The following is a 20862-nucleotide window of genomic DNA, read 5'->3' as shown; positions in this document are numbered from 1 at the left end:
CACTCGCCGGCGCATTCTGGGACCTCATGCTGATGAGGGCGCGGGGGCAAATGCGGTGGGATGGGCTACCCAGTGCAGGACGGCGGCGGTCACCGCGTCGCCGAGCGAGCTGATGGCGTCCACGGCGTGCTGGTCGCCGGGAAGCGGCGCGATGCCGCGGATGGTGAGTGCGGCACACAGGTCCAGTCGGCGCCGGTCGACGGGGCCGAGGGGGATGTTCAGGCGCTGAGCCGGTTCGGGGGGCGGCAGCAGGTAGTCGCCGCCTTCGCGGACGCCGGTCCGGCCAGCGTCGGGGTCCAGCGCAGTGGGGGCGTACGGGTCGCAGATGGGCCAGAGGTCCTGGGCCGGGACGAGCGTGTCGCTGTATGCGTTCACCGCGGATCTCCCTTGCTTGGCGTGTCTGTCTGCCTGTTGAAGTCGCTGGGCGGGCAGGCCCGGTTGCACCGCTCCTCAGCAATCCCCCGAATGCCGCAAAAGTAGGGAAACCTGCCTCGCACATCTGGCCTTGCCCGCGGACACGGCACCTCCGTTCGGCAACGCCCTATGCCTCGGCGACGAATACGCGTGGGTTGTCGTAGGAGTTGGCGACCGCGCGCCAGCCGCGGAGAATGGCGGAACGCCTTCCCGGTCCCAGTGAGGGTGCCCGCCGTCGGCCGCCAGGGTGTCGATGGCTTGGCGCTGGAGGTGCAGCAAGCCAGGCCAGGTGCTGCTCGCGCAGGGCCTCCCGCGGTCCGCCACGCCCGCCGCCATAATGAAGCTATGGCAGCCAGTGCACACTCCCCCAGGCCCAGGACCGACCTGGCGGGAGCGTACGCGGACGACCTGGCGTTGTACCGGCGCAAGTTCCAGCAGCGTCTGCCCGCGTCTTTGGAGGAGTTGCAAGGCCCGGCTCGGGGTGTGGTGGATCTTCCGCTGCACGTGGCATGGTCCGGGTTGACGTCCTATGACCTGGACAAGCCCCGTCAGCGCATGGGCCTGTACCGCACTGTGCTGCACGAGGGCCTGCGTGAGGACCTCGCCTCCTGCCTGAATCAGGATGTTCTCCTCGAGCTGTGGCCGACACTGCGGCGTCTGGTGGGCCGTACCGTGCGCACCGTGTGGGAAGACGCCTTCCCCCAGCTCGCCGCGCGCGGCAAGGCGGCCGCGTGAACCAGGACATGCCGGAGCTCCATGCACGGCTCCTGGCGGACGTCATCGCCCTCGGCGCCCCCTACCCCCTCGTTCTCACCGGCGGCTACGCAGTGCGGGCACACCGTCTGGTCAGCCGGCCCAGTCAGGACCTCGATGTCGCCACCGAGAACCCCGCTCCCATGGCCGATATCGCTGCCGCGCTGCGCAACGGCCTCCACAAGCTCGGCTGGCAGGTGCAGTCCCTCGAAACGGCACCGCTGTCCGCTCGCTTCACCGTCTGCGACCCGGACACGGGGCAGGAGGTCGAAGTCGACATCCTCAAGGAGATCTTCTGGCGTCCTGTCGCCGACAGCCCGTACGGGCCCGTTCTCGCGGAAGAAGATGTGATCGGGACGAAGGTACGCGCCCTGGGTGACAGGGGTGCGCCCCGGGACCTGATCGACGTGTTCGCCGCCTCCCGCCGCTGGAGCACAGCCGACCTCGAGGAATTCGGCCGTCGACACGCCCGGGGACGCTTCGAACGAGAAGACCTCCAGGCCAACCTCGCAGGCGCCGAATGGACCGACGACGAAGCATTCGCCGCCTACGGCCTCGACACGGCCACCATCACCGCGCTGCGCGCCTGGGCTCTGGAATGGGCCGACGACCTCGCCCGCAGGCTCCTCGAAGAAGACCAGGCCCACGACCAGGACTGACCCCGCACAAACCGGCCTCAGCCCACGGCCACCTGAGGGGGTGGCCGTCGACCGCGCCCTATGCGTCCTCGGCACACCGGCTGGCGGGCGAGTACCGTCCACGATCCGGCGGTGCCTCAGCGCCTTCCGCATCAGCCAGACCGAAGACACCACAGCACGTCGTCGCCGCCCCGTTGCCGTTTCGCGTAGCCCTCGGTCTGCACGAGCCCAGGCACGGGACCAGGGAGTACACGCGCACCAGCCTGGGCGGGCGGTACGGCTCGACGTAGCCGCCGCGCAGTCGGGCCTGTCCGGTGCACACGCGCTGTCGCCGCTTCCGTCGTACGGGATGCGGGCACGGCGCGTTTCCTCAACGGCCGTCCCCCTGGGGCCGGATCCGCGAGAGTGACTGACATGAACGGCATCGAGCAAAGCCCTGCCATCAGTCTGGCCAAGGTTCAGGAAGCGGCACCCCGTCTGGTCAGCCTTTACAAGTAGGCCGGGGCCAGCATCCGCGGGCGTGGGCTGGAGGGGCTGCGTGCCGCGGTCTACCTCGTTCTGGATCGGTCGGGGTCGATGCGGCCGTACTACCGGGACGGCAGCGTCCAGCATCTGGCCGAGCAGGTCCTGACGCTTTCCGCGCACTTCGACGACGACGGCACCGTGCCGGTGGTGTTCTTCTCCACCGACATCGGGCCGGCACCAGGGCCGCATCGAGAAACTGCACCAGAACCTGGGGCACATGGGCCGCACGAACTATCACTGGGCCATGGACGCGGTCATCGACCACTACCTCGATTCCGGCAGCTACTCCCCCGCTCTGGTGGTGTTCCAGACGGACGGCGGACCCACGAGCCGTATCGCTGCCGAGCGCTATCTGTGCAAGGCCGCCCGGCTTCCGTTGTTCTGGCAGTTCGTGGGGTTCGGTGATCCCGAGGACAACGAGTTCGCGTTCCTGCGCAGGCTCGACACCCTGGCCGTCCCGGCCACCCGCGTCGTCGACAGCGCGGGCTTCTTCCACGCCGGCCGCAATCCCCAAGCCGTTGACGATCAACTGCTGTACGACCGGCTGCTGAACGAGTTCCCCACGTGGCTGACCGACGCCCACGCTGCCGGGAGTCATCCCTTGACCCTCCTCGGCTCGAGCTCTCCAGAACCCCGGGTGGGGCAGCCATAGTTGAGGAACCGAAGGGACTGGCATCCGGGATGGGAGTGGCCTCGCGACCATGCTGGGGGATGCGGCGCCCCTGAGCTGTTCGGGAGGGTCGCTCCGGCGTACGGCGGAGCACTGGCAAGCGTGCTTCTGGCCGCCGTTGAAGTGAGAAACGCAAAAGGGTTCCCGCTTCGACGGCTGCCGGCAGAGCGGAAGCCTAGGAGTTGGGTTCAAGTGACTGGTGTCGCAACGGGGGGCTCACTTGGATTCGGTTCGTCCTACCGGGTCGGGGCCAGCCATCAGTGCCTCGCATGCCGTTTGCCAGGTAGGGGCGCCAGGGTGGAGCTGGGTGTGGAGGTAGGACGCGGTGAGGTGGGCGAGGGCGGTGACTCGCTCGGGGTTCTCGTCGGTGGTTTCGGCGGCGTCGTATCCGGCGATTCCGCCGAGTCCGTGTTCCGCGTCGAAGAGGGTGAGCAGGGTTTTGGGGGCGGGGGCGAGTGTGTAGGGGTCGGTGTGCCAGTCCGGTCCCATGTCCGTGAAGTGCTGGGGGTCGTCCTTGTCGCCGGCGACGATCAGTGCGGGGGTGGTCATGGTGGAGAAGTCGACGGCACCGATGATCGGCCACTGGTGGGCCATGGGGCCGTTGAGGACTTCTCCGCCTCTGCCGGGCGCGGCGAGCAGTACGCCTGCCTTGATCCGGGGGTCGGCGAGATGCACCAGGTTCCTGGTGTCGGGGTCGGTGAGTCCGGCGCCGAGTAGGAGGGCGGCGGTGAAGCCTCCGAGTGAGTGTCCTGCGAGGGCGATCTTGGTGGGGTCGATCCGTCCGGCGAGCTGCGGCACGGTGTGTTCGATCACGTCGAGCTGGTCGAGGATGTGGGTCATGTCCTCGGCGCGGGAGCGCCAGAAGTCGGGTGCTCCGGGTGCTCCGGCGACGAGGTGGCTCAGTGTCCTGGAGGTGAGGTGGGTGGGCTGGATGACGATGAATCCGTGTGCTGCCCAGAGGTTGGCGAGTGGTGCGTAGCCGTTGAGTGAGGAGAGGTTGTTGGAGGGGCCGTGGCCGTGGGAGAGGAGGATGACGGGGAGGTTGGTTCCTGTTGCGGGTGCGGAGACGCGAACCTGGAGGTCGACGGGGCGTCCGGGCACGGAGAGGACTACGGGGCTGAAGGACAGGACCGGGGTGGGCGTGCTCAGGGTGTCGGTGGTGGGTGTGCTCACGGTGAGGTTCCTTTTGGTGGTGGCTGCCGTGTGGCTGGGGCTCTGAGGGTGGCAAGGGGTAGAGGCAGGGGGCAGGAGCGGGCCGTTTCGGTTAGGCTGAAGCGGAGCGCTGCTCCAGTTAGTATTCGGAGCGCTGCTCCGTTTTGTCAATCGGTATGGGAGGACGGGACTTCGTGATGGCCAACGGGAGCTCTGTTGGGGAGTCGCCGTCCCGAGGTAAGCGGGCTGACGCGCAGCGCAATCGGGAGACGGTGCTCGCTGCTGCCGCCGAGGTGTTCGTCGCCTCTGGTGTCGACGCACCGATCCGACAGATCGCGGCCCAGGCGGGGGTCGGGATGGCCACGATCTATCGCCACTTCCCGACTCGGGCGGATCTCGTCACCGCCGTCTACCGCCACCAGACCGAGGCATGCGCCGAGGCCGGTCCGAACCTGCTGGCCAGTGCCGGCTCACCGCTCGACGCGCTGCGGCAGTGGATCGACCTCTTCGTAGACTTCCTGGTCACCAAGCACGGACTCGCCGATGCCCTGCAGTCCGACAGCGACCGTTTCGCCGCGTTGCACTCCTACTTCCTGGATCGGCTACTGCCTGTCTGTGCTGAGCTGCTCGACGCCGCGGTGGAGGCTGGTGACATCAGGGCTGGCACGCAGCCCTACGAGCTCATGCGTGGCATCGGCAACCTCTGCATCGGGCACGACAACGACCCCCGCTACGACCCCCGCCGCCTGATCACCCTCCTCCTCCAGGGGCTCCAGCAACAGCCCCGCACGTCCTGACGTGCGAGTGAGGGGGGCGGCCCAGTGGTGAGTGGTCAGGGGGTGGGGGGTGGTTGGCCAGTTGCGTAGGAGGGTGTCGAGGGCTTCCAGGATGCGGGTCCAGGTTTCCTGGGTGTCGGGGGCGCTGTGGCTGAAGCCGCCGCCCATTTCCAGGCTGATGTAGCCGTGGAAGGTGCTGCCCAGGAGGCGGACGGCGTGGGTCTGGTCGGGTTCTGTCAGGTCGTAGCCGCGCAGGATCGCCCGGGTCATCTGGGAGTGTCTGGCACCGGCGCTGGCTGCGGCTGCTTCTGGGGCGAGGCGTAGCTGGGCTGCGGCGTAGCGGCCGGGGTGTTCGTGGGCGTAGTCCCGGTAGACGTCGGCCAGGGCGGTGAGGGCGTCTTTTCCGGCTCGGCCGGCGAGGGCGGTGGTGCCTCGGTCGGCGAGTTCCTCCAGGGCGAGGAGGGCGATCCTGGTTTTCAGGTCGTGGGAGTTCTTCACGTGCGAGTACAGGCTCGCGACCTTGACGTCGAAGTGTCTGGCGAGTGCGGAGACGGTGACCTGCTCGAAGCCGACCTCGTCGGCGAGGTCGGCGCCGGCCTGTGTGAGGAGTTGTGCGGTCAGTCCTGCGCGCGCCATGGTTCTGGACCTCTCGGAGCCGGTGCGGGGTGGTTCGGCTGAGGTCATCTTGTGTTTGCCTAATGGGTTTAGGCAAACAGTGGGGTGGGTGTCGTCAGGTGGCTGTCGGCCAGGTGCGCAGCAGGGTCGCGATGCGAGGCGTGGTGCAGGTGGGGTCGCGGAGGAGGTCGCGTAGGGCGATCGCGTCGTTGCGGGTGGGCTTGAGGGGGATGCCCGAGGCTTCGAGGTACATGACGCCGGTCGCGGCGGCTACGGCCATGTTGGAGCGCTCCAGCCAGCGGCAGCGGCCGAGGATGTGGACGAGAGCGGCGGCGCGGGCGTAGGGGCCGTCGTAGACCGGCTGGTCCAGGAGTTCGGCCTTGTGGGCTGCCACTGCGGCGACCGGGATGCCGTAGTCGTCGGGGGCGGGGTCGCGGGCGCCTGCGATCTCGGCGACCTGCAGGATCCAGGGGACGTCGATGTGCAGGTCCATTACGCGGCGTGGGCTCCCGGAGCGGTGCGGTCGGCGTCCTCGGCCTCGTCGAAGATCGCCTGGTGTTCGTCGAGGAAGCGGCGGGCGGCGTCCAGGCCGCGGGCGCGCAGGCCGTCGGTGTCCTCGCGGACGAGTTCGGCGATGTAGTCGCCGATGCTCAGGCCGCGGTCCTTGGCTCGGGCCTTGGCGAGTTCGGCGACCTCGTCGTCTACGCGGGCGCCCAGTTGTGTCTTTGTCATAGGGGTATGGTAACAGGTGTTACCAGGCTTTGGGGGGGCGGCGGCCCGCTCGGGCCAGGAGGAGTGAGCGGACCGCCGAAGGGGAGGGATCGGGAGGGGTCAGGCGATGGCCTGGGCGAAGTAGAAGTAGCGGTGAGGGTCGTAGGCGGCCTTGACTGCCTGGAGGACGGGGTAATTGCGGCCGTAGTAGGCCTGCTGCCAGTTGGGCAGGGCCGGGTCCATGAAGTTCTGGTAGGACTCGTGGTTGCCGGCTGTCTCGACCGTGGTGAAGGTGGTGTTGAGCCAGGCGTCGCCTGCGGCCCGGTCTTCCTGGGTCGGGGCCGCTGTGGTGTGGGCGAGCTGGATGCCTACCTCGAACTCGGTGGTGCGGTGGGAGTAGGCGGTGGCGCCGACGCCGTAGTCGTTGACGCGGCCGCCGTAGGAGAGCAGGGCCAGGACGCGGAACTGGCCGGGGCGCAGGGAGGCTTCCATTCGGGCCAGGGTGTCCTGGATGGAGGTGCGGGTCTGGGCCTTGCTGAAGAGCGTGTTGCGGTAGGTGGCGTTGTACTCGCGGGGCAGGACGGCCTCGGGCGAGTAGCCGACGCGGTGGCATTCGCTGACGGTCTGCGTGCCGCAGCCGAAGATGGTCATCATGGCCTGCTGGTAGGGCAGTTCGACGACCTGTCGGGTCACGCTGGCCTTGCCGTGGGACGTCATGAAGGTGTTGAGGGCGGTCTCGGCTGCGGCCTGGGCGCCCGCGTAGGTGCCGGTGAGGATGACGTGCGGCTCGCCGCCCTGGTCGGTCGCCAGGGTGAACAGCAGCTGCGTGTTCAGCTCCCGCGGACCGCTGATGATCCACTGCTGCCAGGCCTGGACGATGTCGGCGGCGTCGGACCAGGCGAAGGTCAGGTTGAACAGGGTGAGGGACGGGATCGAGACCGGGCGTACCTCGTACTCCGTGACAACGCCGAAGTTGCCGCCGCCTCCGCCTCGCAGGGCCCAGAACAGGTCCGGGTTGTCGTTGGCCGAGGCCGTGACCGACTTGCCGTCAGCGAGGACCACCCTCGCCGAGACCAGGCGGTCGGCGGCCGTGCCGTACTTGCGGGATGCCGGGCCGAGGCCGCCGCCCTGGAGGAAGCCGCCCATCGCGACCGTGGGGCAGGTGCCGGAGACGACCTGGAGGCCCAGCGCGGAGAGGGTGTTGGTGATATCGACGCCCTGGGCGCCGGGGCCGAGGCGGACCGTGGATCCCGTGGTGCGCACGGAGTTGAGGCGGGAGACATCGACGACCAGGCCGGGCGAGGTGGAGTAGCCGGCGTTGCTGTGGCCGCCGCTGCGGACCGAGAAGGCGAGGCTGTTGTTCTGGGCGAAGCGGATACAGGTGGCGACGTCGGACGCGGTCTTGCAGTACGCGACCGCCTGGGGGTGGATCGCGTCCCACTTGGCCTGGTGGAGCTGGATCGCCTGGCCGTAGGTGGTCTCGCCGGGCAGCACGAGGGTGCCGTTGAGTGCGGCTCGCAGGCTGTCCCAGGAGGGCGCGGCTGACGCGGAGCCGGCTCCGGCCAGCAGCATCCCGCCGGTCGAGACGGTCAGCGCGGCGGTCGCGCCAACGCCTGCACCGGTGCGTATGAGCGAGCGTCTGCTGATCACAGGATCCCCTTTGTGGTCGCGTTCCTGGCCACGGCGTAGCGAGCTGCCGTACGCGTGGGTCGTACGGGGCGAGCCTTTCGGGTGTCCCTTGCACACGGCTAAATCTGCCGATAATCGGATGTGCAGGGTGGGGGGTCGGTGGTGGGTGGCGTCTGAGGGTCAGGGGGCGGGCTGGTGTGTGCGGGGGTGGACCACGCCGGCTCCGTAGGCGATGGCGACCAGGCCGGCTCGGCGGCGGGCGCCGAGTTTGACCATGGTGCGTCTGACATGGGTGCGGGCGGTGAAATGGGAGATGACCAGGCGGTCGGCGATCTCCCGGATGGACAGGCCCGCGCCGGTCAGGGCCAGTACCTCGCGTTCGCGTGGGGTGAGGCGGTCCAGGGCGGGGAGGGGAGAGCCCTGTACGCAGGCGTCGATCAGGGGCCAGGTGATCCGGGGGGACAGCACCGCCTCGCCGCCGGCGACCAGGCGTACCGCACGGGGTAGTCGGTCGTCGTCGGTGTCCTTGAACAGCAGGCCGTGGGCGCCTGCTTGCAGGGTCTCGAGGGCCGCGTGCAGTGGCTCGGGGTCGGCGAGCACCAGGACGGGGATGCGGTGCGGGCCCTGGGTGAGGCGTCGGATCAGTCCGGTGCCGTGGGGGCCGGTTCCGGGTAGTCGCGGGTCGGTCAGGACGACGTCGGGGATGCGTCGCTCGAGCTGGGTGTGGACCTCCGCTTCGTCCGAGCAGGTGGCCATGACCTCCAGGTCGGGCTCGGCGGCCAGGAGCGCGGCGCGGCGGGCCCGGCGGCCTGTGTGGGGTTCGGCCAGGAGAAGGGTGGTGGTGCTCTTCGGGAGGGCTGCCGAAGGATGGGTCATGACGCAGTGTGCGCATGTGGTGGCAGAGGATCGCTAAAGGCCGGATCCGGGTGTGGTGGGGAGGGAAGGGATGGGGTGGTTCAGCGGGGCGCTTTGCGGGTGGCTCGTAGCCATTCCTTGTTCATGGCGGTGATGGAGACCAGCGGGATGCCCTTGGGGCAGGCGGTCGCGCATTCGCCGGCCAGCGTGCAGCCTCCGAAGCCTTCCTCGTCCATCTGCGCCACCATGTCCAGCACCCGGGTCTCCCGCTCCGGGGCACCCTGCGGCAGCACGTTGAGGTGGTTGACCTTGGCCGACGTGAACAGCATCGCCGCCCCGTTGGGGCAGGCGGCGACGCAGGCGCCGCAGCCGATGCACTCCGCGTGCTCGAACGCGAAGTCCGCGTCCGGCTTCGGCACCGGCGTGGCATGGGCCTCCGGTGCGGCGCCGGTGGGTGCGGTGATGTAGCCGCCGGCCTGGATGATCCGGTCGAACGCGGTCCGGTCGACCACCAGGTCCTTGATCACCGGGAAGGCCGAGGCCCGCCACGGCTCGATGTCGATCGTGTCGCCGTCCTGGAAGGACCGCATGTGCAACTGGCAGGTCGTGGTGCGTTCCGGGCCGTGCGCGTCGCCGTTGATGACCAGGGAGCAGGCGCCGCAGATGCCTTCGCGGCAGTCGTGGTCGAAGGCGACCGGGTCCTCGCCGCGCAGGATGAGTTCCTCGTTGAGGGTGTCGAGCATCTCCAGGAACGACATGTCCGAGGAGATGCCGTCCACCTGGTAGGTGGACATGGCGCCTTCGGTGGCGGCGTTCTTCTGGCGCCAGACGCGCAGGGTGAGCTTCATGCGTAGCTCCGCTGGGTGGGGTGGACGTACTCGAAGACCAGGTCTTCCTTGTGCAGGGTCGGAGCCTCGCCGGTGCCGGTGAACTCCCAGGCCGCCGCGTAGGCGAACTCGTCGTCCTTGCGGGCCGCCTCCCCGTCCGGGGTCTGGGACTCCTCACGGAAGTGACCGCCGCAGGACTCGGCGCGGTGCAGTGCGTCCAGGCACATCAGCTCGGCGAGTTCCAGGTAGTCGACGATGCGATTCGCCTTCTCCAGCGACTGGTTGAACTCCTCGCCGGTGCCGGGGACCTTGATGCGCCGCCAGAACTCTTCACGGATCTGCGGGATCCGCTCCGACGCCTTGCGCAGCCCGGCATCGGTGCGGGCCATCCCGCAGAACTCCCACATCAACTCGCCGACTTCGCGGTGGAAGGAGTCGGGCGTACGGTCGCCGTCCACGGACAGGAGGCGGTTGAGCCGGTCCTCGGTCTCCGCCAGCACCTCGTGCACGGCCGGGTGTTCGGCCGTCACGGTGGACTGGTGCGGGTTGCGGGCGAGGTAGTCGTTGATGGTGGCCGGCAGCACGAAGTACCCGTCCGCCAGGCCCTGCATCAGCGCCGAGGCGCCGAGGCGGTTCGCGCCGTGGTCGGAGAAGTTGGCCTCGCCGATCGCGAACAGGCCCGGGATGGTGGTCTGGAGGTCGTAGTCGACCCACAAACCGCCCATCGTGTAATGCACGGCCGGGTAGATCCGCATCGGCACCGCGTACGGATCCTCATCCGTGATCCGCTGATACATGTCGAAGAGGTTGCCGTACTTCGCCTCGACGGCATTGCGTCCCATGCGCCGGATGGCGTCGGCGAAGTCGAGATAGACGCCCTGCCCACCGGGCCCCACTCCCCTGCCCTCGTCGCACACGTTCTTCGCCGCGCGGGAGGCGATGTCGCGCGGCACCAGGTTGCCGAACGACGGATAGATGCGCTCCAGGTAGTAGTCCCGCTCGTCCTCCGGAATCTGGTGCGCGGGACGGGTGTCACCCTTGGCCTTCGGCACCCAGATCCGGCCGTCATTACGCAACGACTCGCTCATCAGCGTCAGCTTCGACTGGTGATCGCCGGTGCGCGGAATGCACGTCGGGTGGATCTGCGTGAAACACGGGTTGGCGAAATACGCGCCACGCCGGTGCGCCCGCCAGACGGCGGTGGCGTTGGAGTTCATGGCGTTCGTCGACAGGTAGAAGACATTGCCGTAACCACCCGAAGCCAGCACCACCGCGTCCGCGAAATAGGTGTCGATCTTCCCCGTCACGAGATCCCTGGCGACAATCCCGCGCGCCTTCCCGTCCACGACGATCAGGTCGAGCATCTCGGTCCGCGGATGCAACTCGATGTTCCCGGCCGCGATCTGCCGGCTCAGCGCCTGATACGCACCCAGCAGCAACTGCTGACCCGTCTGACCCCGGGCGTAGAAGGTCCGCGACACCTGCACCCCGCCGAAGGAGCGCGTGTCCAGCAGCCCGCCGTACTCCCGCGCGAACGGCACCCCCTGCGCCACGCACTGATCGATGATCTCCACCGAGATCTGCGCCAGCCGGTGCACATTCGACTCCCGCGCCCGGAAGTCCCCACCCTTGACGGTGTCGTAGAACAGCCGGTGAATCGAGTCGCCGTCATTGCGGTAGTTCTTCGCCGCGTTGATACCGCCCTGCGCCGCGATCGAATGCGCCCGTCGCGGGGAGTCCTGATAACAGAACTGCACGACGTGATAGCCCTGTTCGGCAAGCGTGGCACCCGCGGAACCACCCGCCAGACCGGTCCCGACGACAATCACGGTGTGCTTGCGCCGGTTGGCCGGATTCACCAGCTTCGCCTCGAAACGGCGCCTGTCCCAGCGCTCGTTGACCGGGCCGGAGGGCGCCTTGTTGTCGATCAGCGGTTCGCCGGTCTCGTACTCCGCGTAAGAAGTCATCTTCAGCTCACCACTCCGGTCATCACGCTCACGGGCACGACGAGGAAGCCGACCGTGAGCAGCAGTGCGAGGACATTGGCTGTGGCCTTCAGGGCGCGGTCGCGGGTGCGGTTGCCGGCGCCCAGGGTTTGGGCGGCGCTCCAGAAGCCGTGCCGGATGTGCAGGCCCAGGGCCGAGACCGCCAGGATGTAGATGACGTTGCCGTACCAGGTGGAGAAGGTGTCCACGACGTTCTGGTAGGGGCGGCCTTTCTCGAAGCCGCCTGAGTGGACCGTGCCGGTCGTCAGGTCCAGCAGGTGCCAGATGATGAACAGGCCGAGGATGATCCCGCCCCAGCGCAGGGTTCTCGTCGCGTAGGTGGTTCTCTGCTTCTTGTGCACGTACTTGGTGGGGCGTGCCTTGATGTCGCGGCGGCTGAGTTGGTACGCCGAGATCGCGTGGGCGACGACCGCGATCACCAGCACGATGCGTAGGCCCCACAGGACCCATTCGTAGTGCAGGGCCGGTTCCCCCAGGGTGCGCAGCCAGTGGGCGTATTCGTTGAAGTCGTCGGTGCCGAAGAAGATCTTCAGGTTCCCCAGCATGTGAAGGACCAGGTACAGCAGCATGATCAGACCGCTGACGGCCATAACGGTTTTCTTGCCGATGGAGCTGTCCCACATGGTGCGTGCCATGGACGGTCGTCGGTCTGTCCGCGTTGCCAGAGCCATGTCATAAGACGGTAGGGCGGGTGGGGTCGAGAGATCCAAGACGGACGCTGGAGCGGGGCTCGGCGGCCGTGGTGGGCGGGGGGTGTGGTCCGTGGATGGCAAGCGCATGGCAAGGGCCGCGTGGGGGCGTGTACGGCGTATGGCAGGACGGGCCGGGTTGGGGGCGGGCGTGGCAGCGGGCAGGGGGGCTGAGGCGGTTCTGCGTGCGAGTGCGGGCCTCGAAGGGCGGTTTCGTTGACGGGTGTTGACGTCTGTCGGCACGCTCGCTGCATCCCGATCCGCCGAAGCGGGAGACACGAGATGACAGAGCCGACGTACTCGCCGACGTATTCGCTGACACACCTTTGGAGCCGCGTATGTGGCAGCGCTGCACCGCCCTGGGCGGAACCACCGGGCGCGGTGGCCTTTGCTTGAGGGTGCGACCTGAGGGTGGGCTTCGCCCGCTTCTTCTCGACGCCGTCGGGCTGACCCGCCGCTGCTTCTGACGCGCTGGTTCGGCTCTTTCTCTCCCCCGTTCTCGCGGCCCGGACCGCCGCACCACGTCGCTCACCCGGGCCCGTGTCCGTTGCTGCCCTTCGACTGCCCGAAAAGTCAAGAAAAGGACGTTATGACCCTCGCCATCGCGCATCCCCTCGTACCGGCCCGGTCTGGCGGCCGTGTGCGAGGGATACGGGCCGGCGGCCGGGGTGCGGGCGAGCGTCGAGCGCCTCATCGCCGCCCAGGCGGCCCACCGCTACCACCGACCGAGCCTGCCCGAGGAGTGAACCCACCATGCTGAGGACGCTGATCGTCGGTTTCGGCCGCTCCGGCCACGGACTGCACTGGAGTGTGCTGCGCCGTCTGCGCCGTATGGAGCGCTATGCCGGACTCTTCTCCGACGAGCCACCCGTCGTCTATGACGCCGACCCTCGCACGCCGCAGCTGTCGGACTCCGATGTGATCGCTGTGGACAGTCTGACCCGGGCGCGGGAACTGCTGGACCCCGAGAACACCATCGTTCATCTGTGCACCCCGCCCACCCACCGCCTGGCCCCGCTGACCGAGCTCGCCGATCTCGGTTTCCGCAAAATCCTTGTGGAGAAGCCCCTGGTGGCCACCGTTGCCGAGCTGCCCGCCATCGATGACCTGCGGCGCGAGCGCAAGCTGGAGCTCATGGTGGTCGCGCACTGGCTCCAGAGCGCGCTGACCCTGCGGCTGCACGATCTGGTGCAGGGCGGTGAACTGGGCGAGCTGGAGACGGTGTTCATCGCCCAGCGCAAGCCCCGGATCACCCGCACCCTGGCCACCGAGGGGCATCCGACCGCCTTCGACGTGGAGCTTCCGCACTCGGTGGGGGTGGTGCTGTCGCTGGCCGGCGAGGCGAAGACCGTGGGTGCCGAGCTGCGCGATCTGCGGGTGAAGAACGTCGTGGTGCCCGAGATGGGTGCCGCGCGGCTCTTCCTGGACCACACGGCGGGCTGCCAGACGGAGATCTTCTCCGACCTCGCCTCGCCGCTGCGGGAGCGGGTCATCCGGCTCGGCTTCAGCCGGGGCTGGGCGGTGGGCCACTACCCGATCAGCGAGAGCGACGACCACGCGCACCTGACCACCTCGGTCGAGGGCCTGGTTCCGCAGCCGGTGTTCCGGGACGACTCGCTCGCCCGGTTCCTGGTGCACGCCTACGAGCAGTTCGCCTACGGCGCCGACCTGGAGCCCGACTTCCAGCTCAACGCCGGTGTGACCACACTGCTCGCCGAGGCGAAGGAGCACGCGCGGCTGTCCCGTCTGGGGGCCGAGGTCTCGGCCTTCCAGCCGGAGGTCGTGCCTCATGCTTCCTGACCGCACCGTGGCCGTCGGCCCGCTTCCGCGGGGGGAGGCGGTGCCCGGGATCCTCTACGCCGGTATCGGCGACGAGGCCGGACGCAGCCTCGACCACCAGATCGCGGCGGTCACGAGCCTGGGCTGGCAGCTGATCGAGCTGCGCAGCATCGACGGGGTCGCCCTCGCCGACCTGGACGGCGAAGCCTTCGACACCTGCGTGCGCACGGTGCGTGCGGCGGGTCTCGGCATCGCCTGCGTGGACTCGCGGATCGCCGACTGGTCACGTCCGATCAGCCAGGGCATCGACGCCGATCTGTGGGAGCTGGAGCGGCTCGGCCCCCGCTGCGCGGCGCTCGGCACCCGTTACGTGAGAGTCATGTCGTATCCCAACGACGGTCTCGACGACGCCGACTGGGGCGCCGAGGTGATCCGACGGATGCGGGTGCTGACCGCGCGGGCCGCCGAGTACGGGCTGGTACTCCTGCACGAGAACTGCGCCGGCTGGGCGGGGCGCAGCGCGGAGCGGATGTGGCGGCTGCTGACCGAGGTCGACAGTCCCGCGCTGCGGCTGCTGTTCGACACCGGCAACGGTGCCGCCTACCACTACCGGGCCTACGACGAACTGGTGCGGCTGCTGGAGCTCTGTCCGGAGGCGGTGGCCCACGTCCACGTCAAGGACGCCGTGGGCAGTGGCACCGGCGCTGCCTACACCCTGCCGGGCGAGGGCGAGAGCCAGGTGGCGGACTGTCTGCGGCTGCTGCTGGAGGCCGGTTACGCCGGCGTCTGGTCGATCGAACCGCATCTGGCCCTGCGGCCCCACGAGAGCCGTACCGAGCTGGGCGACGACGGGCCCGTCCTGTTCGCCGAGTACGGCCGCCACCTCGAGCAGCTCGTCACCACCGAAGTCCTTGATCCCCGCCGTACCGTTCGAGAGGAGTCCAGCCGTGTCCGCTCCGACCGCTGAGGGAACGCGCCACGCGCCGCTGACCCGAGACGACGACAAGCTGCTGCTGCATCTGCTGTCGCTGACCACGGCCGGCCCGCTGGAGGGCACGCCGAACGGTGAGGTCCGGCTGTGGGAGGCCCAGCGCGCCTACGCGGAGGCGGCCCGCGCTTTCGGGTTCACCGTCGAGTGGCACGGCGTGTGCGCGGCGGAGGAGCTCACCGACGAGCAGGTGCCGGCCGCGGTGCGTGCCGCGATCGCCCGCGATCCCGAGTTCCTGCGGGTACAGCCCAGTCTGGTGCTGCGGTTGGGGCCGGAGCTGCCCCGCCAGTCGACGGTGATGTTCAACGTGCACATGGACACCGTCGCCGGGCGGCAGCCGGTGAAGCTGGACGGTGACACGTTCTTCGGGCGTGGTGCCATCGACGCGAAGGGGCCCGCGGTGGCGCTGCTCGCCGGCATCCGCGCGGCAGCGGCCGAGGAGCCGCGGATCGGCACCGAGATCGGTGTGCTGATCCAGGTGGTGTCCGGTGAAGAGGGCGGCGCCATGGGGGTGTTCGGCACCCGGCCGCTGGTCGAGCAGGGTTACACGGGCCGGCTGAACATCTTCTGCGAGCCCACGCGCGGTCGGCTGCTGACCCGCTCCACGGCCGCGATGACCGCCCGCGTGCAGGTCGACGGGGACGACGCGATCGACGACGCCCCGGCCGCCGGGCACAACGCGAGTGTGCTGCTGGGCCATCTGGCCGGGCACCTGGCGCTGACGCTGCCCACCCAGGCCGGCAACGGACAGGTGTGCGTGGCGGGCCTGCAGACCGGGCCGCTGCACAACAAGGTGTACGGCAGTGGGCAGTTACTGCTGAACCTGTCGTACGGCTCCGCCGCCGAGGGCGCCGCTCTGGAGAAGGCGCTGCACGACGAGGTACGGGCGGGGCTCACCGGGTTCCGTGCCCTGTTCGCCGACAGCACGCTGCTGGCGAAGACCGCGGCGGACAGTGCGCTGATCACCCGGGTGGACTGGCTCAAACGACGCCTTCCCACGCTGGACGCCCACGACGGCTGGGCCGAGGAGCTGCTGACCGGGCGGGTGGGTCTGCCCCGCTGGCCCGCCGACCTGCCGGCCTTCACCTGCGACGCGATCTGGACGGCCGGCCTGCCGGGGGTGTTCACCGCGGTGCTCGGGCCGGGTGGCCTGGAGGCCAACCACGCGCATGCCGACAGCGAGTTCGCCGAGCGGGCCGAGCTGGAGGCGTTCGCTGGGGACGTGGCCGGGCTGCTGACCGCGTTCGCCGCGACCGCGCACACCGAACTGCTCTGAGGGCGGGCCGGACCTCACGACCCGGGGGCCGGTCATGGCCCCTGTCGATCCGTCACGGCCCCTGTGAATTCCTGTGAATGAGGAGAAGATGACCACCACTGCGACCGTCGACCGCACCGCCGTTCGCCTGGACTACGACGAGCTGGCCGGATTCACCGCCGAGGTGTTCACCCGGCGCGGTCTGGCCCCCGACCGGGCCGAGATAGCCGCCCGTGCCCTGGTCCACGGCGACCTGACCGGTGTCACCTCGCACGGCCTTGCCAACCTGACCCGGCTCTATCTGCCATTGTTCGACGACAAGCGCGCCGATCCCGCCGCCGACCTGGAGATCGTCGCCGACCGGGGCGCGGCCCTGCTCGTCGACGCGCACGACGCGCTGGGCCTGTGGTCGGCGCGGGCCGCGATGGATCTGGCCCTGGAACGCGCCGGGACCCACGGCGTCGGCATGGTGTCGCTGTTCAACGGCACCCACTTCGGATGCGCCGGCCACTTCACCGCGCACGCGGCCGAGCAGGGCGCCCTCGGGTTCCTTGCCGGCAACTGCGGTGGCCAGCGGATCATCCGGCCGCCGGGCGCCGCCGAGGCGCTGCTGGGCACCAACCCGTTCTCGATCGCCGCACCGGCCGGGCCGTACCCGCCGTATGTGCTGGACATGTCGACCACGGTGGTGCCGACCGGCCGGGTGCGGGCCGCGGCCCGCGCGGGACGGTCGGTACCGGAGGGCTGGCTGGTCGACGACGCGGGCCGGCCGGTCACCGACCCGACGGCGTTCGACCGTGGCGAGGCCCATCTGCAGTGGCTGGGCGGCCGGCCTGAGACCGGCTCGTACAAGGGCTATGCGCTGAGCCTGATGGTGGAGGCGTTGGCGGCGCTGCTGCCGGGTGCCGAGATGGGCCCGACGTCCACCAAGGGCCGTGACGACAACATCGGCTTCTTCGTCCTGGCCATCGCGCCGGGCAGGCTGCGCGACCAGGGCACGTTCCTCCAGCAGTCCGAGGAGCTGTTCGGTGCGCTGCTCGACGCCCCGGCCCTGGACCCCGACTCCCCCGTGCGCTACCCGGGCTGGCCCGAGGCGCAGCACGCCCGCGCCGCCCGTGAGCACGGCGTTCCGCTGGCCGCCCCGCTCTTCGCGGAGCTGGAGGCGGTCGCCGCCCAGCACTCCCTGACCGTTCCGACCCCCCTTGGAGGGACCCGATGAGCACTCAGCCCCGCATCCGTATCGGCATCATCGGCCTGGGCGTCATCTCCCGCTTCTACGTCGACGCGCTGGCCGGCGAGGTCCAGGACATCGAACTGGCCGCGGTGTGCGACCTGAACGAGGCCACCCTCGAACCGCACCGGGGCACGATCCCGGTCTTCACCGACCACCGGGAGCTGCTGGCCTCGACCGAGCTGGACGCGGTCGTCGTCAACGTCCCCAACGACGTGCACTTCGAGGTCTGCCGGGACGCCCTGGCCGCGGGTGTGGCGGTGTGTGTGGAGAAGCCGCTCGGCATCACCGTGCAGCAGGGGCGCGCGCTGCGTGACCTGGCCGAGGAGAAGGGGGTGGCGCTGTTCACGGCCTACCACCGCCGCTACAACACCAACGTCCTGGACCTGCTGGCCTCGCTGCCGGCGGATGTGCCGGTGGAGCGGCTCACCGTGCGCTACTGGGAGAAGATCGAGGAGCACGTGGGCAAGGACCGCTGGTATCTCGACCCGGCGCGCTGCGGTGGCGGCTGTGTGGCGGACAACGGGCCCAACGCCTTCGACGTGGTGCACCTGTTCCTCGGCGACGACGTGGCCTTCAAGGAGGCCAGCGTGGGCCGTGACCGGCAGGGCATCGACCGGCTGGCGGTGATCACCCTTCAGGACACCGAGGGTGTCACGGCCGTGGTGGACCTGGACTGGGCCTACGAGCACGGGGAGCGCAAGGACGTCGAGGTCCTCCTCGCCGACGGCCGCCTCCTGACGACCGACATGCTGGCCGGCTATCCGGACTTCAAGAGCTCGCTGGCCCACGAGTACGTCGGCGTGCTGCGGGAGTTCGGCGAAGTACTGCGCGGCGAGCGGGCGACCTGGCCCAACGGTCTGGCCACGCTCGAGCTCGTCGGTCAGGTCTACGCCGCCGAACCCCCTGCCGGCCGGGGCTGAACCGGCGTGGTCCCGCCCCGCCGCCGTCCCCCCGCCTCACCTCCCGCCACGTACCGCCAAGGAGCCGAACGTCATGGCACACCCGGAGAACGGCCGTAAGAAGAGCGTCGACGGCACCGTCGTCAAGGTCCTCAAGCACCACCGTGACGACCGGGGCATGGTGCTCGAGGAGCACACCAGCCGGTGTGTGCAGCGCGGCGAGGTGCATGAGCTGGTCACCACCGACCAGGTGGACACGCCGCCGGGTGGCACCGTCGACCGGGTCGGGTTCCTCGGCTTCGCGGAGATCGCCGGTGCCGGTGTGCTGGACCGCGGCGACGAGGTGTGGGTGGGCCGGGAGCGGATCGGCACGGTCCTGGGGTGGGACGCCTGCCACTTCCCCAACCACTACAACATCCTGATCGCCTGTGACCCGCCGCGTACCGGCCCGGAGGTCGGTCTGGAGCCGGGCGCCGGTATCCGCTTCGTGCCGGCGGCCGGCCATCGTGCCCGCGAGGAGGAACTGGGCTCGCTGCTGGCCACGGTGGATTCGCCGCGGGACCTGCGCCGTCTGGACCACGACGCGCTGCGGGCGCTGGCCGGTGAGATCCGGGACCTGCTGGTGCGCAAGGTTCCCGAGAAGGGCGGGCACCTGGGCTCGAACCTGGGTGTGGTGGAGCTGTCCCTCGCGCTGCACCGGGTGTTCGAGTCGCCGCGGGACCAGATCCTGTGGGACATCGGCCATCAGACGTATGCGCACAAGATCCTCACCGGGCGCGCCGACCGGTTCGACTCGCTGCGCCGGGCGGGCGGTCTGTCAGGTTATCCCTCGCAGGCCGAGTCGGTGCACGACCTGGTGGAGAACTCGCACGCCTCCACCGCCCTGTCCTACGCCGACGGTCTGGCCAAGGCGCATCAGCTCAACGGTGAGCGGGAGCGTGCGGTGGTCGCGGTGATCGGTGACGGCGCGCTGACCGGCGGCATGGCCTGGGAGGCCGTCAACAGCATCGCGGCGGCCAAGGACCGGCCCGTCGTCATCGTCCTCAACGACAACGGCCGCTCGGCCGCGTCGGGGGCCGGGCGGGCGACCCGGCTGCGTGGCTCGCCCGCGTACGAGCGGTTCCTGGAGTGGGGCAGGGTCGTCGCCAAGCGGACTCCTGTTCCCGGCGGCACGCTGTACGAGGGCCTGCACGGTGCCCGGCAGAACCTGCGGGAGGTGGCCGTCGCGCAGAACCCGTTCGAGGGGCTGGGGCTGAAGTACGTGGGTCCGGTCGACGGGCATGACATCGAGGCCCTGGAGAGGGCGCTGGAACAGGCCCGGCAGCACTGCGGGCCGGTCCTGGTGCACACCGTGACCGTCAAGGGTGCCGGTCATACGCCCGCCGAGACCGACGATCCGGACCGCTACCGGGCCCGGGGCTCCTATACCGCGCGTGCCCGCCGCGGTGAGGTCGCCGCCGTGCCGAAGCGCACCTGGACGTCGGTGTTCTCCGAGGAGTTGGTCACGGCGGGCCGGGAGCGCCGTGACGTGGTCGCGGTCACCGCCGGGCTGATGGAGCAGAAGGGTCTGTCGGCGTTCTCCCTGGCCTTTCCCGAGCGGACCTTCGACATGGGTGTCGCCGAGCAGCATGCGGTCACCTCAGCGGCCGGGCTGGCGCTGGGCGGTCTGCATCCGGTGGTGGCGATGCACGCGATGTCCGTCAACCGGGCTTTCGACCAGGCGCTGCTGGATGTGGCCCTGCACCGGCTGCCGGTGACGCTCGTACTGGACCGGGCCGGGGTGACCGGTGACGACGGGGCGAGCCGCAACGGTGTGTGGGACATGTCGATCCTGCAGATGGTGCCGGGGCTGCGGATCGCCGCGCCGCGGGACGGCAGGCGGCTGGGCAAGCTGTTCCGGGAGGCCGTGGCCGCCGACGGGCCGACCGCGGTGCGTTTCCCCGACGGGGTGGTGGACGCGGATCTCGACGCGGTCGACACGGTCGGCGGGATCGACGTGCTGCACCGCGGTCAGGGCGAGGACGTCCTGGTCGTCGCGGTCGGTTCGATGGCGCAGACCGCGCTGGACACCGCCGCCCTGCTGGCCGGCGAGGGCGTCGGCTGCACCGTCGTCGACCCTCGCTGGGTCAAGCCCGTCGACCCCGGTCTGGTGCCTCTGGCCGCCCGGCACCGGCTGGTGGTGACCGTCGAGGAGAACGAGCTGACCGGGGGCGTGGGTTCGGCGGTCGCGCAGGCGCTGCGGGCGGCCGGGGTGGACACCCCGCTGCGGAAGTTCGGTATCGCCCAGGAGTTCCTGGAGCACGCCGAACGCGCCGAGATCCTGCGGAAGTTGAGTCTCACCTCGGGTGACATCGCCCTGCACATCGCCGCCACGCTCGACCGGCAGGGCGCCGGGGTGCGGCCGGTCGGCACAGCTGCCTAGTGGCTGTCCGGCGGATCAGGGGGCG

18 protein-coding genes and 2 pseudogenes are annotated in these 20862 nt (G+C 69.7%); 10 read left to right on the top strand and 10 right to left on the bottom strand.

Going from position 1 to position 20862, the window contains the following annotated elements; translation table 11 throughout:
• Positions 1-24 precede the first annotated feature (24 nt).
• On the bottom strand, positions 25-375 hold the full coding sequence (locus tag QF037_RS50280) for a hypothetical protein (protein WP_307038339.1): 351 nt from the start codon (positions 373-375) through the stop codon (positions 25-27).
• Positions 376-759: 384 nt separating this feature from the next.
• Between QF037_RS50280 and QF037_RS50275 the strand changes: the two genes are divergently transcribed.
• From QF037_RS50275 to QF037_RS50265, 3 genes and pseudogenes are all read left to right on the top strand, one after another.
• Positions 760-1149, top strand: coding sequence for a hypothetical protein (locus QF037_RS50275; protein ID WP_307038338.1), 390 nt, complete (start codon positions 760-762; stop codon positions 1147-1149).
• An 8-nt stretch (positions 1150-1157) separates the two neighbouring features.
• Positions 1158-1826 (top strand): nucleotidyl transferase AbiEii/AbiGii toxin family protein, encoded by a 669-nt coding sequence (locus QF037_RS50270; protein WP_307038348.1) that lies wholly within the window; start codon positions 1158-1160, stop codon positions 1824-1826.
• Positions 1827-2315: 489 nt separating this feature from the next.
• A pseudogene (locus QF037_RS50265) lies at positions 2316-2982 on the top strand (VWA domain-containing protein).
• A 234-nt stretch (positions 2983-3216) separates the two neighbouring features.
• Here QF037_RS50265 and QF037_RS50260 read toward each other — a convergent pair.
• A complete protein-coding gene (locus QF037_RS50260) occupies positions 3217-4173 on the bottom strand; it encodes an alpha/beta hydrolase family protein (RefSeq protein ID WP_307038337.1) in 957 nt (318 codons plus the stop codon).
• Between the two features lie 176 nt (positions 4174-4349).
• On the opposite strand from QF037_RS50260, the gene QF037_RS50255 reads away from it, so the two are divergent.
• The gene (locus QF037_RS50255; RefSeq protein ID WP_307038336.1) at positions 4350-4949 is read left to right on the top strand and encodes a TetR/AcrR family transcriptional regulator; all 600 of its coding nucleotides are present in this window, start codon (positions 4350-4352) and stop codon (positions 4947-4949) included.
• Between the two features lie 54 nt (positions 4950-5003).
• On the opposite strand, the pseudogene QF037_RS50250 reads toward QF037_RS50255, so the two are convergent.
• The 8 genes and pseudogenes from QF037_RS50250 to QF037_RS50215 form a co-directional block, all read right to left on the bottom strand.
• Positions 5004-5564, bottom strand: a pseudogene (locus QF037_RS50250) (TetR/AcrR family transcriptional regulator); the annotation flags it as partial.
• A gap of 94 nt (positions 5565-5658) precedes the next feature.
• Entirely contained in the window at positions 5659-6036 is a 378-nt protein-coding gene (locus QF037_RS50245; protein WP_307038335.1) for a fic family toxin-antitoxin system, toxin component, read from the bottom strand.
• A complete protein-coding gene (locus QF037_RS50240) occupies positions 6036-6275 on the bottom strand; it encodes a hypothetical protein (protein WP_307038334.1) in 240 nt (79 codons plus the stop codon). Before QF037_RS50240 ends, QF037_RS50245 begins: the two co-directional genes overlap by 1 nt.
• Before the next feature lie 99 nt (positions 6276-6374).
• Entirely contained in the window at positions 6375-7904 is a 1530-nt protein-coding gene (locus QF037_RS50235) for an FAD-binding oxidoreductase (RefSeq protein WP_307038333.1), read from the bottom strand.
• Between the two features lie 159 nt (positions 7905-8063).
• Positions 8064-8759, bottom strand: coding sequence for a response regulator transcription factor (locus tag QF037_RS50230; RefSeq protein WP_307038332.1), 696 nt, complete (start codon positions 8757-8759; stop codon positions 8064-8066).
• Positions 8760-8839: 80 nt separating this feature from the next.
• A complete protein-coding gene (locus QF037_RS50225; protein WP_307038331.1) occupies positions 8840-9586 on the bottom strand; it encodes a succinate dehydrogenase/fumarate reductase iron-sulfur subunit in 747 nt (248 codons plus the stop codon).
• Positions 9583-11532, bottom strand: a complete 1950-nt coding sequence (locus QF037_RS50220) for a fumarate reductase/succinate dehydrogenase flavoprotein subunit (RefSeq protein ID WP_307038330.1) — start codon at positions 11530-11532, stop codon at positions 9583-9585. Before QF037_RS50220 ends, QF037_RS50225 begins: the two co-directional genes overlap by 4 nt.
• A 2-nt stretch (positions 11533-11534) precedes the next feature.
• A complete protein-coding gene (locus tag QF037_RS50215; protein WP_307038329.1) occupies positions 11535-12206 on the bottom strand; it encodes a succinate dehydrogenase in 672 nt (223 codons plus the stop codon).
• Between the two features lie 807 nt (positions 12207-13013).
• Here QF037_RS50215 and QF037_RS50210 point away from each other — a divergent pair.
• The 6 genes from QF037_RS50210 to dxs all read left to right on the top strand — a co-directional run bounded on the left by QF037_RS50210 (position 13014) and on the right by dxs (position 20837).
• The gene (locus QF037_RS50210) at positions 13014-14060 is read left to right on the top strand and encodes a Gfo/Idh/MocA family oxidoreductase (RefSeq protein WP_307038328.1); all 1047 of its coding nucleotides are present in this window, start codon (positions 13014-13016) and stop codon (positions 14058-14060) included.
• The gene (locus QF037_RS50205) at positions 14050-15006 is read left to right on the top strand and encodes a sugar phosphate isomerase/epimerase family protein (protein WP_307038327.1); all 957 of its coding nucleotides are present in this window, start codon (positions 14050-14052) and stop codon (positions 15004-15006) included. Before QF037_RS50210 ends, QF037_RS50205 begins: the two co-directional genes overlap by 11 nt.
• Positions 14987-16303, top strand: coding sequence for a M20/M25/M40 family metallo-hydrolase (locus tag QF037_RS50200; protein ID WP_307038326.1), 1317 nt, complete (start codon positions 14987-14989; stop codon positions 16301-16303). The genes QF037_RS50205 and QF037_RS50200 overlap by 20 nt, the downstream gene beginning before the upstream one ends.
• 88 nt (positions 16304-16391) lie before the next feature.
• Positions 16392-17501 carry an Ldh family oxidoreductase gene (locus tag QF037_RS50195; protein ID WP_307038325.1) on the top strand — a complete coding sequence of 370 codons (1110 nt, stop codon included), beginning with the start codon at positions 16392-16394 and terminating at the stop codon, positions 17499-17501.
• Positions 17498-18436: a Gfo/Idh/MocA family protein gene (locus tag QF037_RS50190; protein WP_307038324.1), complete on the top strand. Its 939-nt coding sequence runs from the start codon at positions 17498-17500 to the stop codon at positions 18434-18436. The genes QF037_RS50195 and QF037_RS50190 overlap by 4 nt, the downstream gene beginning before the upstream one ends.
• Before the next feature lie 73 nt (positions 18437-18509).
• Entirely contained in the window at positions 18510-20837 is a 2328-nt protein-coding gene (gene dxs / locus QF037_RS50185; protein ID WP_307038323.1) for a 1-deoxy-D-xylulose-5-phosphate synthase, read from the top strand.
• The last annotated feature ends 25 nt before the right edge of the window (positions 20838-20862 follow it).

The organism is Streptomyces canus (assembly GCF_030815415.1).
Taxonomy (GTDB): domain Bacteria; phylum Actinomycetota; class Actinomycetes; order Streptomycetales; family Streptomycetaceae; genus Streptomyces; species Streptomyces canus_F.
Note: the sequence above shows the minus strand (reverse complement) of the source record. Positions and strands in the feature narration are given on the sequence as shown.